Source organism: Marinomonas transparens (genome assembly GCF_016463975.1).
Classification (GTDB): domain Bacteria; phylum Pseudomonadota; class Gammaproteobacteria; order Pseudomonadales; family Marinomonadaceae; genus Marinomonas; species Marinomonas transparens.
Genome location: NZ_JAEMNX010000003.1, coordinates 84,321 through 98,484, shown reverse-complemented (window position 1 = coordinate 98,484; position 14,164 = coordinate 84,321). Strand labels below are relative to the sequence as shown.

General features: G+C 46.2%; 15 protein-coding genes. 6 read left to right on the top strand and 9 right to left on the bottom strand.

The genetic code is table 11. The features are described 5' to 3' along the window. Window positions 1-168 precede the first annotated feature (168 nt). Genes I8J31_RS05100 through I8J31_RS05090 form a run of 3 tightly spaced genes read left to right on the top strand, consistent with a single transcriptional unit; the run spans window position 169 to window position 6,077 of the window. Window positions 169-1,113, top strand: coding sequence for a thioredoxin family protein (locus I8J31_RS05100; RefSeq protein WP_024015935.1), 945 nt, complete (start codon window positions 169-171; stop codon window positions 1,111-1,113). A gap of 2 nt (window positions 1,114-1,115) precedes the next feature. Next, the gene (locus tag I8J31_RS05095; RefSeq protein WP_199467223.1) at window positions 1,116-2,504 is read left to right on the top strand and encodes a conjugal transfer protein TraH; all 1,389 of its coding nucleotides are present in this window, start codon (window positions 1,116-1,118) and stop codon (window positions 2,502-2,504) included. A 3-nt stretch (window positions 2,505-2,507) separates the two neighbouring features. Continuing rightward, entirely contained in the window at window positions 2,508-6,077 is a 3,570-nt protein-coding gene (locus I8J31_RS05090; protein WP_199467222.1) for a conjugal transfer protein TraG N-terminal domain-containing protein, read from the top strand. Window positions 6,078-6,107: 30 nt separating this feature from the next. Here I8J31_RS05090 and eexR read toward each other — a convergent pair whose 3' ends face one another. Genes eexR through I8J31_RS05055 form a run of 7 tightly spaced genes read right to left on the bottom strand, consistent with a single transcriptional unit; the run spans window position 6,108 to window position 9,780 of the window. Further along, window positions 6,108-6,539, bottom strand: a complete 432-nt coding sequence (gene eexR, locus I8J31_RS05085; protein WP_049544963.1) for an entry exclusion protein EexR — start codon at window positions 6,537-6,539, stop codon at window positions 6,108-6,110. Window positions 6,540-6,593: 54 nt separating this feature from the next. Further along, complete coding sequence (locus tag I8J31_RS05080) at window positions 6,594-7,127, bottom strand: FlhC family transcriptional regulator (RefSeq protein WP_000566753.1); 534 nt, start codon at window positions 7,125-7,127, stop codon at window positions 6,594-6,596. Next, a complete protein-coding gene (locus I8J31_RS05075) occupies window positions 7,124-7,423 on the bottom strand; it encodes a flagellar transcriptional regulator FlhD (protein ID WP_000210563.1) in 300 nt (99 codons plus the stop codon). Before I8J31_RS05075 ends, I8J31_RS05080 begins: the two co-directional genes overlap by 4 nt. Then, window positions 7,420-7,968, bottom strand: a complete 549-nt coding sequence (locus tag I8J31_RS05070) for a lytic transglycosylase domain-containing protein (RefSeq protein WP_000848909.1) — start codon at window positions 7,966-7,968, stop codon at window positions 7,420-7,422. The genes I8J31_RS05075 and I8J31_RS05070 overlap by 4 nt, the downstream gene beginning before the upstream one ends. Further along, a complete protein-coding gene (locus tag I8J31_RS05065) occupies window positions 7,955-8,617 on the bottom strand; it encodes a DUF6475 domain-containing protein (protein ID WP_001158521.1) in 663 nt (220 codons plus the stop codon). The genes I8J31_RS05070 and I8J31_RS05065 overlap by 14 nt, the downstream gene beginning before the upstream one ends. Then, window positions 8,604-9,473: a hypothetical protein gene (locus I8J31_RS05060; RefSeq protein ID WP_031500537.1), complete on the bottom strand. Its 870-nt coding sequence runs from the start codon at window positions 9,471-9,473 to the stop codon at window positions 8,604-8,606. The genes I8J31_RS05065 and I8J31_RS05060 overlap by 14 nt, the downstream gene beginning before the upstream one ends. A gap of 55 nt (window positions 9,474-9,528) precedes the next feature. Continuing rightward, a complete protein-coding gene (locus I8J31_RS05055; protein WP_000451746.1) occupies window positions 9,529-9,780 on the bottom strand; it encodes a helix-turn-helix domain-containing protein in 252 nt (83 codons plus the stop codon). Window positions 9,781-9,897: 117 nt separating this feature from the next. On the opposite strand from I8J31_RS05055, the gene I8J31_RS05050 reads away from it, so the two are divergent. From I8J31_RS05050 to erpA, 3 genes are all read left to right on the top strand, one after another. Beyond that, entirely contained in the window at window positions 9,898-10,545 is a 648-nt protein-coding gene (locus I8J31_RS05050; RefSeq protein WP_000854920.1) for a LexA family protein, read from the top strand. A gap of 256 nt (window positions 10,546-10,801) precedes the next feature. Beyond that, window positions 10,802-12,388, top strand: a complete 1,587-nt coding sequence (locus tag I8J31_RS05045; RefSeq protein WP_199467221.1) for a peptide chain release factor 3 — start codon at window positions 10,802-10,804, stop codon at window positions 12,386-12,388. 70 nt (window positions 12,389-12,458) lie between these two features. Further along, the gene (erpA, locus tag I8J31_RS05040; protein WP_199467220.1) at window positions 12,459-12,806 is read left to right on the top strand and encodes an iron-sulfur cluster insertion protein ErpA; all 348 of its coding nucleotides are present in this window, start codon (window positions 12,459-12,461) and stop codon (window positions 12,804-12,806) included. 73 nt (window positions 12,807-12,879) lie between these two features. Here erpA and I8J31_RS05035 read toward each other — a convergent pair whose 3' ends face one another. Both I8J31_RS05035 and I8J31_RS05030 read right to left on the bottom strand, forming a co-directional pair. Next, window positions 12,880-13,722: a hypothetical protein gene (locus I8J31_RS05035; protein WP_199467219.1), complete on the bottom strand. Its 843-nt coding sequence runs from the start codon at window positions 13,720-13,722 to the stop codon at window positions 12,880-12,882. A 103-nt stretch (window positions 13,723-13,825) separates the two neighbouring features. After that, entirely contained in the window at window positions 13,826-14,128 is a 303-nt protein-coding gene (locus tag I8J31_RS05030; RefSeq protein ID WP_199467218.1) for a YhbY family RNA-binding protein, read from the bottom strand. Window positions 14,129-14,164: the final 36 nt, after the last annotated feature.

The window sequence follows — 14,164 nt, the reverse complement described above, 5'->3', positions numbered from 1 at the left end:
GGCTCTAAAGTAGGAAAATTGTAAATTCAAATTTTATCTTGCTAAGAATTAGCTTTTACGGTTCGCAGCAGTTAGTCAGAAACACACACGATTCATTCATCTATCTGGCCTATCGCTCTAACGGGGATCTTTAGCATGTTAGCTCTATGAAATTTTCTGGAGCTGACAATGAGAACCCCCTTGTTCCCTTGGTTCATCCTATGGGTGACCATCCCAATCATTATTTTCTTGCTATTCATCTTGCCCGCCCATGCCAGTGATGGACCATTCTATCAGCGTGGTCAGGAAGGCTGGTTTTGGTATCAGGTTATTCCTGAACCTGAGCAGCCTGATGAGCTGATAGAGCCGGAAACTGGTGTCGTGGAGTCCAGTCAGAGCGAACTAAAGCCCTTCAGTGCCGCATGGTTCCGAGAGCATATGCAATCGTTCATGGACAAGGCAATTGATGAGCCGACGAATGAGAACGTCAGAGCCTATCTGTATCTCCAGCGCGTCATGATGGATAAGGGCTCACAGTTTGCTGATGTTAGTCAGCAGGTGGTCATGGGCGATCCTGTTTTGGATGAAATCAGTCGCAGACCCTTGGCGACCTATGCTGCCAATCGGATGGATCGAGAAGCTGGCGCTCAACGTGATGTAGCTTTAGGTGAAGTAGCGAAGCGGGCTGGTTTGTTCTTTTTCTATCGTTCGGATTGCCCTTATTGCCATGCTCAAGCGCCTATCATCGAATCTATGGCCTTGAACTATGGGTTCGAGGTGTTTGCTATTGCTGTCGATGGCTTGCCTTTACCCGGTGGAGAGTTTCCCAATTACAAAGTCGATTCAGGACAAGCACAATCCTTGTCCGTTACGACTGTCCCTGCCGTGTTCTTAGTTGACCCGCCTAACGTTATTACTCCGATTGGACAAGGCGCAATGAGCCTTGATGAGCTCAATAATCGAATCATTCTCGCAGCCCATCAAGCCGGTTGGATTGACGATCAAACTTACTATGCCACCAGACCTGTTCAACCCGGCGTGTCACTCGCGATGTCAGCCCAAGAGCTTAACGAAAAGATATTACAGGACCCTGAGTTCCTTGTTCGCTATCTGCGTGCACAAGGAGGGTTATAACAATGAAAAAAGTAATCCGAATATCGCTAATCGCCTGTGCGATTGGTTTTTCATCTATGAGCCAAGCAAGCTTGCAACAGGAGATGAACCAGTTGTTTGGTTCAATGACCAACACCACTGCGCCTGGTGTATTCGAGAGTCAGCGGCGTGGCGTTATATCTGGAGGAAGCGTTGTTGTTCGTAACAGGATCATGAACGAGAACCTCGTCTCTATGGTGCCACCGTCATTCCAAGCCGGTTGTGGCGGCATTGATATGTTCGCGGGAAGTTTGTCATTTGTTAACGCGGATCAGTTTGTTCAATTACTTCGCTCTGTTGCTGCAAACGCCAAGGGGTATGCATTCCAATTGGCGCTCAGTGCTATGTGTGAGAAATGCTCCCAGCACATGGAGACACTGCAAAAGAAAATCCAGCAGTTGAACGAGTATTTTGGTAATTCCTGTCAAATGGCTCAGGGAGTCGTGAACGATACCCTGGCTGCTTTTGGTAAAAAGGGGCAAACAGAAGCCAGCATGTTGAGCTCACTTAAAGGGGCTGGGGACATTTTTACCAGTTGGAGTGAGTCCAATGGTAAGAACCCATATGAGAACGCTTCGAGTGTCGCGGCATCTGATGTAAACAGAACGATTAAAGGTAATTTGGTTTGGCGAGCACTGAAACGTCATTCGGCATCAAGCTGGTTTGCATCGGGGGATGACCGTTTTCTTGAAGCAGTTATGTCGGTGACTGGTTCGATCATTGTTGGTAATCTAGCTAATGCCGCTGATGGCCAAGGTAAAGCCCCGAAACTGACCAGACTGAATGGCAATAAAGTGACTATTGAGCATCTAATTCATGGCGGTAACGTCGCTATGTACCGATGTGACACAGTGACACAAGACGGCTGTCTGAATCCGACAATTACTATCGTGACTCTTACCGGGTTATCAACTCAGGTAGAAAATTTACTTCTTGGTACAGGTTCTAGTAACGGCATTATTTTTAAGTTTGCTCGAAATACAGGGGCTGCTAGCACCACCGAAAAGGCTTTTATGACCTCGGCTCCTGCGAGCATTGGCGGTATGATTCGAACACTTTCTGCATTAAATGAAGGGGCCGCTAGGTCGTTTGCTTCAAGAGCGGCACCATTTATTGCTGTTGAGATGGCCCGAGCATTGGTTGAAGACATGCTCAATGCAGCTAGAAGTACCTCCGGTGTGGAAGATCATGCCTATGCGAAGTTGTTAACCGAAGACCTTGAACGTGCACGTCGCCAAATCAATGAGGAGTACGCTGCGTTGCAGCGAAGATACGGCTCAGAGCAAGAATTGCTGGCGCATTTTAACCAGGTGATTCAGACCATTCGCAAACAGCGTTATTACACCGTTAAATCTACGGCGCTGGGGGAATAGGTCATGTGGGAAATCTATTCCATCGGGGATTCGGCTTTTTTAGAGCAGGTCCTGAACGCTGTCGCGATGATCACTGGTACAGGCGACTTTACTTCAATGGTTCGCATTGGCTTGCTCATTGGGGTATTGATGGTCTCTGTTCAGGCCTTAATGCAAGGTGGTCGTGGGATTAACTTTCAACATGTTTTAGTCTCATGGCTAGTCTTTGCAACCATGTTTGGGCCCAGTACCCGAGTGAGCATTGAGGATGCGTACACGGGACAAGTTCGAGTGGTTGATAATGTGCCCATCGGTGTTGCTGCCGCAGGTAGTACGATTTCGACTGTTGGCTTCCAAATCACGCGATTGTTTGAAACGGCGTTCTCAACTCCCGCCATGACGGAATACGGCTTTGCATCCAGTTTACAGTCACTGATTAAAGTGAGAAAACAGGTGATGGATCGCTCTGGGTTGGGTGATGCAAATCGTGTCGGTGGCTCAGATATCGAGCAATCGTGGTTTAACTACATCAAAGAATGCACCTTGATTGGCATCGACATCGGCCAAAAGGACCTAGATCAGGTGCTGAGTGATCCTAACCCGATGACTGCGATTAGGTTTGATTCGCGCATATATGGCACACGCATCATGCTCAGTGGTAGCAGTAGCGATCTGGACTGCACCGATGCCTATAGCCAACTGAAACTCATGACAGAATCAACCTTCATTCCGAGGCTTAAACAGGTTCTGTCAGCCTCATTGGGGACTTCGTCAGCCACTGACACTGATGACGTGATCCGAAATGCACTGAATAACCTTGGTTTGGCTTCGGTTAACACCCAAGAGTACATGACCGCGTCAGTGCTTTTGCCTATTTATGAGCAAAGCGTGACGGGCAAGTATATGGATGATCAAGCTTTCACCGCCGCCGTTATGGTTAATCAAGCGATTGAACAGCGCAATACACAATGGGCGGCGGAGCAGACTCTTTTCCAAAGTATCGTTCGTCCGATGATGACGTTTTTTGAGGGTTTCATTTACGCCATCACCCCTTTGATGGCCTTTGTGATAGCCCTTGGCCAAATCGGGATGCGAATGGCTGGGAAGTACTTGTTAATCCTGCTTTGGATTCAACTTTGGATGCCTGTCATGGCTATCATTAACCTGTATATTCATTTAACCGTTGCAGGGAAAATGTCGGCTCTTGATGCCTTTGCAGGTACAGAAGTGCCATCTTTTGCTGGGATGATGCAGATGGATTCAGTGCTGCAAACCTGGATAGCTACTGGCGGCATGTTGGCGTCGAGTGTTCCGGCAATTTCGCTCATGCTCGTGTATGGCTCAGCAATAACTGCAACCCACTTGGCTGGACGTCTTCAAAACGGTGATGCCATTGATGAAAAGATGGCAAGTCCAGATGTCGTGAAAAATGCCCCGGTAATGCAATCACAGTCAATGTTCCAGAATTCAGCCCTTACGGGTTCTGCTATGACCGGAGCGTCAAACCTACTAAGCAGTTTCTCTGTAGGAAACGCAGTGGGTTCAATGGTCGGCTCTGCAAAAGAATCCATGACTCAGGCAACCCAAGCCTTTAGTCGTCAGGTTGGGAATACTATGAGTCGAACTTTTGGTGAAAAGCTAAGTTACGACAACCTGTCTTCGGTTGGACGTCAGATCGGCTCATCTAACTCCGCATCTAGCGCCGTTGTTAATCAGGTTACTGATGACCTGCAAACTCGGTATGGTTTTGGAGACGATAAAAAAGATGCTGTACGTGGCTTGGTATCTGGCGTGTTATCGGGAGGCTTAAGGGTCGGTGGCGATGGAACCATTACAAATACCGATGATAAAGAAGTAGCAGATAAAGGGTTCTTGGGAAGATTACTTGGTACAGGGGGGAATGACTCCCCACAGGGCAACTTGCCAGGAGTCGATAAGCCAGACGCATCTCGTGTACCAAAAATATCACGGTTACGAGCAGGCTTGGATTTAGGTGGTAACTTTAGTGGCCAAGTTGAGTCATCAGAAGGCAGTTCTCGATCTACGACCGCAAATACGCTCACTGGGGAGATGCAAAGCTTGGCATCAAGTGATTCACGACGTGCTGAGTATCGCGATGCAATGGTTAAGGACCTTTCAGATTCAAGACGTTCTGGCGTTGAGATGTCCTTGTCTAACCAAGACTATCAGTCTCTTCAGAGTTCAGCACAAGACGTTGTCACGGCATCAAACCGCTTTAGTGAGCTTGATCAGGCCAGCTACAGTCTATCAGGACAAAGAAATACTGATGGTGCGACGTTAACCCGATTAGCGGCGGATAATCCTGAAGTCATGGATTATTTAGGTCGCTATATGAACCAGCATGTTGAAGCCGGTAACCGATTACGTGAAAACCTTCCAATGTATCAGCGTTTGTTACCTGATGATAATCAGGCATATGTGGCCGCAGCTATGGAGTCTTTAACCTATAGCAATTCTTCAACGCCCGCTGAACGGGACAATGATTATCAAGCAGCAATGACTGTTATGGCCATGGCTACCGGAGCCGATTTACGATCAATTCAGCCGCGCTCAAATGAAGGCTTGTCATCAACTGCACCTACTTTTGGTGGTACTCAAAGCCAAGTTGAATCGGGTGTATTGGGCGGCTACGAAGATGCAGCAACAGTTCAAACTCAGTTCAACGCAGCTCAATCGGCTTACCAAACCAATCTGTCTGGTATAGATGGACAGTTGAATGCGCATCAGCAGCAAGCTCAGCAGGCCGTAGCTACTGACACAAGTACCTATCAATCTGGACTAAACAGTGAAGCTGGATCTCAGTGGCGATCACGCATTATGGCTGATGATAGCGGAGTTTCTGGTGCTGAAATGTTCTTCAACAGCGCCAGTGCTATTGGTGATTTCAGTGGCAAGCATACTGATGCAGCACTGCATACCTTGAATCACTTTGGCGAAGACTATGAGAGTTACAAAGAACAAGCGCTTGAAGATCCTGGCTCACGAGGTTTCTTGCACAACGCTACGGTGGCCAGCAAATCAACCTGGGATGGCTTAAAAGCCGCCGTTGATGCAGGAACCTCTTTGGAAAACCCATTGACGGCGTTTAATGATGCATACAGTGGATCGAGTTCGCAGTATGCTTCCGAAGTAAACTGGGGCACTAAGTCTGAAGCCATGTTGGCGGGGGCATTCGGTGCGGCAGTTAACAATCGATATGGTGAGTTCCTAGAGCAGTATGCTGATGATTTTAAAAAGGAAGCATACAGCGAAGGGCAGAGAATGGGATTGACCCCGATTCAAAGCCAAGTGTTCGCTCAAGCTTTCAATGAAGGTTTGGCGGGGCGCGTATTCAACTCTGAAGACTCATCGAGTTGGTCGCCTGAAATGCTTGGCCTAAGGGAGCAAATGCTAAATGAGTATCGTCAAAAGGATGAGAGTGGCGCTTACATCCCTGACAGTGTGTCTGAAGAAGATAAAGCATTTGTGGATAAGCAGATAGCGGTGATCTCAAATGCATCCCTTGCGGGAGATTATGCTCAGAACAACTTGATTGATATTAGGGCCTATAACCAGGCATCAGGAAGGAACTAGAAATAGAAGGTAGCCAGCGTGATAGGCTGGCTACTTTTTTGGTTTTTTGGGGAGAATAGATGAGCGACCATCTGCAAATTCGTTTACCCAGTACCAATATTTTTTTTCGCTCAGGCTTAGTTCTCGACCGGTATCTTTCAGTTGCCTTTGAAACAAACGGATTAGACCGCTTAAGCCTAAGAAAGCTAAGCCGACACAGAAAATTGTCCAACTCACTTGCCAATATGCGATTGCTAAAAACATAGTGGTGATGGCTATAAGGCCGATGGGGTTGCAGGTCGCTTTGAATCCCAAGTAGCTGAAAAAAACGACGGTGCAGAACAGAAATGGCAGAGCCGCTAACTTGGCAGATGCCGTTAATATTTCTGATGGAAAAAAATGAGCCGCAGCCAAAGTCGCCAGAAAAAGCCCCAGTGATATAACCCAGCAGCGTGCTGGTAAAGATTTAAGTAAGTTTGTCATCTTAGTACTCTCAAAGTGCACGGGCGGTGCACAATCAAATCATGTATCAGCATGTTAGTTCTCAAAAAGTGCTCTAGTGGTTTGCTCGGCCATAATCTCGCACACAGGACATTTAAGCTGAATGCGCTGTTGAGATACCGTCAAATACAGACTACCGCATCGACACCGGTGTAAGGATGCAAGCTGTGATCTTAAATCACGAGCTAGAACCCAACCTTCATTGATGGTCAGTTTTTTCCAGGGGATCTCAGCTGGAAGGTCTGCCTCTTCTCTTGCAACCAAGTACGCATCGTAAGCCTTCATCAAAGCATCGATATTTAATTGCTTGTAGACATTATCACCACCAATATTGACATAAAGCGCCATCAGCAGGGAGCCTTCAACTAGGGCTCTTCTGCTTTTAACGATGGCATCAGATTCTGGCAATTGACCAGGACAAGGTGACTTGCCAGTCACTTCTTTGTGCAGCCTTCTGATAATGTGGATTGGCAAACCTGTATCGAGCGCGATAATGGTCGTTCGAAATCCGTACTTAATAAGCAGCGAGGCTCGGGTAAACAGCTCACTTTTGGACAGGTTATCAATCATGCATCCCCCTTGTTGTTTAGGGTTGATAATAAATAAGCGATTCTTGGGATACCTGTGCCTTTGCTCTTCACCATCTCAATCAGTTGGCTTTGGTTACCCCTTGGTTGAAACAGCATGAATGATGAGGTCGCCACTCGTTGCAGGTCGTCAACACCGGCATTAATCAGTGCATCCACCACGTCGCGTGTAAGTCCAAAGCGCAAGACCGCCTCTTGCGGATCAATTCGCGCTAATTCACGTGCTGCGTGTAGGTACGCCAAATTTAATTGATAGAAGTCTTGTTGATTGGTTGTCATTGACGGACCTCCAGTTCATGTAAAATATTGCGATAGATAGAAAGCACTCTTTGCCCATACCAGCGTGCACGCTCTTCGTTCCAACTGTGATAGCGGCCTATGCCAAGCTCTAAATCGTTTGGTGAAGACTTGATTGCTTCGGCCAAAATACTGGAGCCGACAGTAAGGTTGGTGATGGGGTCTAGCAGTTCAGCTGCTGAGCTCACTCGATGCCCATGCCAATGCAAATTGATTTGCATAAGGCCAATATCGAGCTGGTATTTTTCACTCTCTTGAAGTGCCTGGTTTAACAGTTGCTCCGCTTCTGTCTTAGATTTGGCGTAGGTTGCGTTTGAACCATTGCGAATTGCGTATGGCCATGGACTGGTCATGTTAAGACCTCGATGTGAGGCTGACTCAGCCAAGGCAACGGCGTAGAGCATGACTGGATCAATACCAACACTTTGTGCTGCTTTTTCCCACTGATAGCCCGGAAACGCATAGACTGAAGTGCTTGCGGACATGGCTATCACTAGGGCAACGGTTTTTGCTTTAATCGTTTTCATTTTTGTCCTCTAATTGATTTCCGAGAAGCGCCTGAATGGCTTTCGGGCTTATTCTTTTCAAAGGCACTGCGCTAAAATTGGCGATGCCTCTCGTGTAAACTTGTGCCGCTTTTGACCAGTCACCCACGGCAACAGGCGCTTGCATATCAAATCCTTTTTGCTGGTTCTGATGGTCTGCAATACCCTGTAATAGCCTTGGGTATTCACCCACTTCGTCCCGCAGCAAGTAAGCCTGGTAGCGTGTTAAAAACTCTTTTTGCTTAAAGGGGTATTCCCTGTCATCAACTTTGCAGAGTTCAACCCATCCCCCCATGTCTGAAATCACGCGGTGGATAAGTGCATCGTCAAACATCACGGATGTCCAAGCGCCAACCTGACGAACAGCCTTGTCAACTTTGTTCCAAGCAACCATGGCTCTTGAACCCGAGTTGCCATCGATATGCTTGATGACGTCAGCGGGCTTTGGAAAAAATTGCCCAGTATCCGGTGATTGAATATGCCGAGTCAGACCGATTCGCACTTCTTCAATGCTATAAGCACGAAGGGCTTCAAATGCGATGGATAGCAATTGCGGTGATACGCTTTTGCCATACATGGCCCAAGCTGCTCCCCAAACTTCAGCAAACTCGCGTTTATCAACCTCCTGCACTTGAACGAACCTCCCGAATACCTGGTCCGGCCCAGCTTTCAGCGATGCGACGATTGCTTTCTTCAATATTCAATTGGTGATTGCTGCCCTTTAGGCTCGTCGATGATTGCTGTACTTCATCAATGCGAACGTACTCGTCTTCCCATTGCCGGTTTAAAAGCCAGTTATGTGGCATAGGGGTCTTAGTCCGATCTTGATACTGCAATCGGTTGTCTCGTTGCTCTTTCCAGCGTGTTAGCACTTCCAAGGCGAGTTCATGGTCTTCATTGAGGCCCATGCGTAGCCATTCTTCTTTGGCTTTCGCTTTTTTTTCTTTGCGTATTTGTACATCCCAGAAGTCTTCAAACTGTATGTGGTCAACAGTTTTAACTGTTGGTTTATTGCTTCTCTCAGAGTCATCCGACCGTTGAGAGTCCCTTACCGGGTTGCCATCAGGCATAAACAATGATGAAAATTCTTCTGGTAGCCGAGCTTGAAAAGCGGCAAGAGATTTCAAAAGCGATGCCATACCAACGAAGTCGGCAGGTACATCTTTAAGCAACCGAAAGGCTGCCTTACCTTGGTTTGGGTTTTCGATTGGGTTGTGCTTCAGAAAGCTTCGAATCAAAGTCCAACCGGATTCCTCGCAACGAATCAGGAACTGATCTTGTTCTAACTCACTTAACGCCTTGGCAACCTGTTGCTCATCCCAGTTCAAGTCAGAAGCAACGTAACCAATCGGCAGTCGAAAGCAGCCAAGCAAATTACAATGTGGGCATGTAAGCAAATACAGTCCTAGCAACTTCGCAGAGTCACTCCAGGACAAAACGTTTTGCTTTAGCCAAAAGCGGGTATAGACCTTGCCATAATCACGCATGGAGGTACTCGCTTCTGTGTTTACGTAAAATGCTGACCATTACTTGCCCTTAATCCTACTGGTTACTGGCTTTCAGCTCGCTTGGGCATTCGGGGTAGATGTCCGGTCTTAACTGAGATCGGGTTACCTGTCCTTGCGTAGCTTGTTCGATGGGTAAAACGAATTCAGCGGGAACACGCCCTGATTTATTCAACCAAAACCAGACGTTTTGCTGTTTTGAGTTGATGGCTCGTGCTAATGCTGATTGCCCGCCGACCAAGTCAATGGCACGGCGGAGATGTTTTTGTGTTGTGTTGAACACTTCCATACCGTCTCCTGTTACAATAATAACTGTTACAAGATTGAATGTTACAGTTTAAACTGTAGATTAGTCAACAGTTAAAATTGTTGAAAGGCTACAGTTTTATTTGTAGAATACGGGCTTATGAAAACTTTATCCGAACGACTAAACCATGCCTTGCAGCTTACTGGGGTGACTCAGTCTGAGTTGGCTCGCCGCATTGGTATCAAACAGCAGTCGATCAGCCAGATTTGCTCTGGTAAATCGGCTAGGTCTCGTTACACCATGCAGATCGCGGAGGCGCTTCGCGTGAATGCTCATTGGCTCGCCACAGGTGATGGCGAGATTGGCTTGGGGGTCGGTAATGTAGAAGTCGGGCCTGATATTAAGGGAAGAATTCCTCTCATTAACTGGGTTCAGGCCGGTGATTGGACTGAAATAGCGGAGGGATTTGCCCATGAAGATGCTGAGGAGTGGCGTGAAGTCACTGGGAAAGCACATGAGGGTTGTTTCGCACTTCGCGTAAAAGGCGACAGTATGGAAAATCCAAGCGGAAAAAAATCCATACCTGAGGGGGCAGTGATCGTTGTTGATCCTGAGTTACCGTACTCTTCAGGTTCATTGGTTGTTGCGCGTTTGGATGATTCGAAAGAAGCAACCTTTAAGCAGTTAGTTATTGATGGTGAACAGAAGTACCTAAAACCTTTGAACCCGCAATACCCTGCAATACCGATCAACGGCAACTGCACCATCATCGGTGTAGTACGACAAGCTATCATCGATTTCTGGTAGCGAAGGAATTTGTGGTTTAGCCACAGTTGTTCATGAGCTGAAGAAGCAACGATTGCAAACAGCTACAACTGAGCATTGGCGCACGCTGAGAGTAAATGGTAACCGATTAGATAACCATTGATTGTTTATAAAGTCAAGATCAGCGAAAATAGCGGCCAATTACGATTAACACGACGGATTTGACAAGCGAAGAACTGAAAAGAGAGTACTTCCAAAAGTGTGTACAAATCCGTGTACAAACTAAAAGAATTTATACATGGCAAACCAAGATTTTCTCAATGAAATCAATAAGCGAAGGACCTTTGCTATCATCTCTCACCCTGACGCTGGTAAAACCACTATTACCGAAAAGCTCTTGTTGCTCGGCCAGCTTATTCAGACAGCGGGCTCAGTAAAAGGCCGTAAGGGTGATAAACATGCAACCTCGGATTGGATGACGATGGAGAAGCAGCGTGGTATCTCGATTACCTCTTCTGTGATGCAGTTCCCCTATAAAGATCGTACGGTTAATTTGCTTGATACCCCTGGGCATGAGGATTTTTCGGAAGATACTTACCGTACTTTAACCGCAGTTGACTCTGTATTGATGGTTATTGATGGCGCGAAAGGGGTGGAAGACCGAACCATTAAGTTAATGGATGTCTGTCGCTTGCGTGATACGCCTATTTTGACCTTCATCAACAAGATGGACCGTGACATTCGAGATCCTATTGAATTGTTGGATGAGGTGGAGGATGTTCTTAAAATTGCCTGTGCGCCTATTACTTGGCCAATCGGCATGAGCCACTTTTTTAAAGGTGTTTATAACCTTTATACGGATACCATTCATGTCTTTACCCGTGGTCGTGGTCATACTTTGACGGATGATATTCGCATTGAGGGCTTGCAGTCTGACGAGGCAAAAGAGCTGCTTGGCGATGACTGGGAAGCCTATCTTGATGAGGTTGAGTTGGTGCGTGGTGCGAGTCATGAATTTGATTTGGATGCTTATTTAGCGGGTGAACTATCGCCTGTGTTCTTTGGAACGGCACTGTCTAATTTCGGTATCCGTGAGATGCTGGATGGTTTTGTGGAGTGGGCTCCGCCGCCGATTGGCCGAGAAACTCATTCTCGCAATGTGGAAGCGAAGGAAGATAAATTTTCTGGTTTCATTTTTAAAATACAAGCCAATATGGATCCTAAGCATCGTGACCGTATTGCTTTTATGCGCGTGTGTTCTGGTACCTACCGGCGTGGCATGAAGATGCGTCATTGCCGTATCGGGAAGGATATAAAGGTGACGGATGCTGTGTCTTTCACGGCAGGTGATCGTGAAGGCGTTGAAGAGGCGTTTTCTGGTGATATTATTGGTTTGCATAACCACGGTACGATCCAAATTGGTGACACTTTTACGGAAGGTGAGGAGCTGAAGTTTACCGGTATTCCTCATTTTGCTCCTGAGCTTTTTCGTCGCGTTCGTTTGAAAGACCCGATGAAAATGAAAGCGCTGCAGAAAGGTTTACAGCAGTTATCCGAAGAAGGCTCTACACAATTATTTATGCCTCAGCGTAATAATGAGCTGATTGTTGGTGCGGTTGGGCAGTTGCAATATGAAGTGGTCGCTTATCGTTTGAAAGATGAGTACAAGGTTGAGTGTATTTATGAACCTGTTAATGTGAATACGGCTCGCTGGGTAGATTGTGACGATGCTAAGAAGTTTGAAGAGTTTAAAAATAAGTGTAGTGATAATCTTGCTATTGATGGTGGTGGTCATTTGACTTATTTAGCGCCGACACGAGTGAATTTGATGATGGCAGAAGAAAAGTGGCCTCAGGTTCGTTTCCGCTCAACTCGTGAGCATTGATCAATACTTGACTGAAATACTAGGTTAAGCGGATAATTCATTTATTCAAAATAGTTTTAGTGGTGTCAAAATGAGTGTGGTTGAATCAGCAGATCCAATAGAGTTTACAGAAGCCGCTGCGGCGAAGCTGCAAACTTTGATTGAGGAAGAAGAGAATGATCGACTCATGTTGCGTGTTTATGTAACAGGGGGTGGCTGCTCTGGCTTTCAGTATGGTTTCACTTTTGACGAAGAGCATCAGGAAGATGATACCGAAGTAAAACGCCATGGTGTTACCTTGGTCGTTGATCCGTTGAGCTTTCAGTATTTGGTTGGCTCTGAAGTGGATTACAAAGAAAACCTCGAAGGTTCGCGTTTTACGGTGCAAAATCCGAATGCTACATCGACTTGTGGTTGTGGTGCCAGTTTCAGTATCTAACTGTTTGTTGAATGGTAAACCAATAAACCCTTTATGATTTTTCATAAAGGGTTTTTTATTGTCTAAATGCGCTTCAGGCTTTGGTGTACAGCTTGTTAGATTGTCGCTGCCTTTCTTCTAGGCTTATGTTGCTGCTGTCTAGGGGGTGGTAATGGCCAAAAAAGAGCATGCCGATTCGATTGTCACCTAGGACGACAGGGTTGAGTATGTTGCCTTTTGCGCGCCATATTCTTAAACCCGATAGTAGCGGTTGTGAGGCATGTTCATCGATGATCCGGCTTTGATTCACATAGCTGTAGAGAGGTGATAGCTGATCTGCCTCACCATCTTGATCTAGCAAAACATGATAATGAGTGATTTGCTGGTCAATAAATTCTGGGGTATAGGGCGTATTAAGTGCCGGAAGTTGATTTTCTTTTGGGAACAGGTGAAACAGCTGCGGAATTTCTGGTGAGCCGTGGTGAGCTGATAGCAGAAGCGTCATTTCAATTGTTTTACCATATGCCGGTTTAACAGGGATATGAAAAATGAGCTGTTTTGCTGGCGGCTGCCGATGGATTGCAGGGACAAGGTAGCTGCCTTGTTTTTTAGTATTCTCGGTATTGACTGGTGGTACTTGTAAAAAAAGCTGCCAATCATTTTGTTCTAAATTGAGTTCCTCTGGCGAGTGGAGTGTTAGCTTTGCGCCAGTTAAGTAGTTAATGACATGTTCAATAAGGTTGGCGAAAATACTGTTTGAGGGGGTAAGTGGTGTTTTTTCTCGACTATCTAAATGAATTTCTTTCACCTGATGGGCGGCAGAGCTTAGCGCGACAGAGTCTCTGTTGCTAATAATAGTGCGATTTTTTCTTTTGTTAATAAGCGGCCTTGTTTTTGGCTGGCTATTCGCTTTACTTAACGCCTCGATAAACAGCATACGACGGCTCCTTTATTATAATGCAAAGGGTATCGGCCACATTGTTGAAGAGTTTAGAGATAGTCTGTTTTTTGATCAAAAAGACTATCTCTTAGTTGTACTTTTAACGTAATAAATTAGAGAGCTTTGGGTTGGGTTCTAATGCCGCACGGTAAAAAAGTGCCACTTTACCTATGGTTTGTACGACTTCACATTTCATTATTTTGCTAATTTCAGCAATAAGAGCGGTGCGTACTTCACGGTCTGTGATGCTGATGCGAACTTTGATGAGCTCGTGGTCTTCTAGTGCTCGGTCGACTTCTGTCAAAACCGTTTCCGTTAGGCCGTTGCCTGCAATCATAACCACTGGGTTAAGTGCATGGCCAATTAGGCGGTATTGCTTTTTTTGGGCGTTTGTAATGCTCATAGTAAATTTTTCTCATCTTAGTTAACCCTCTTTATT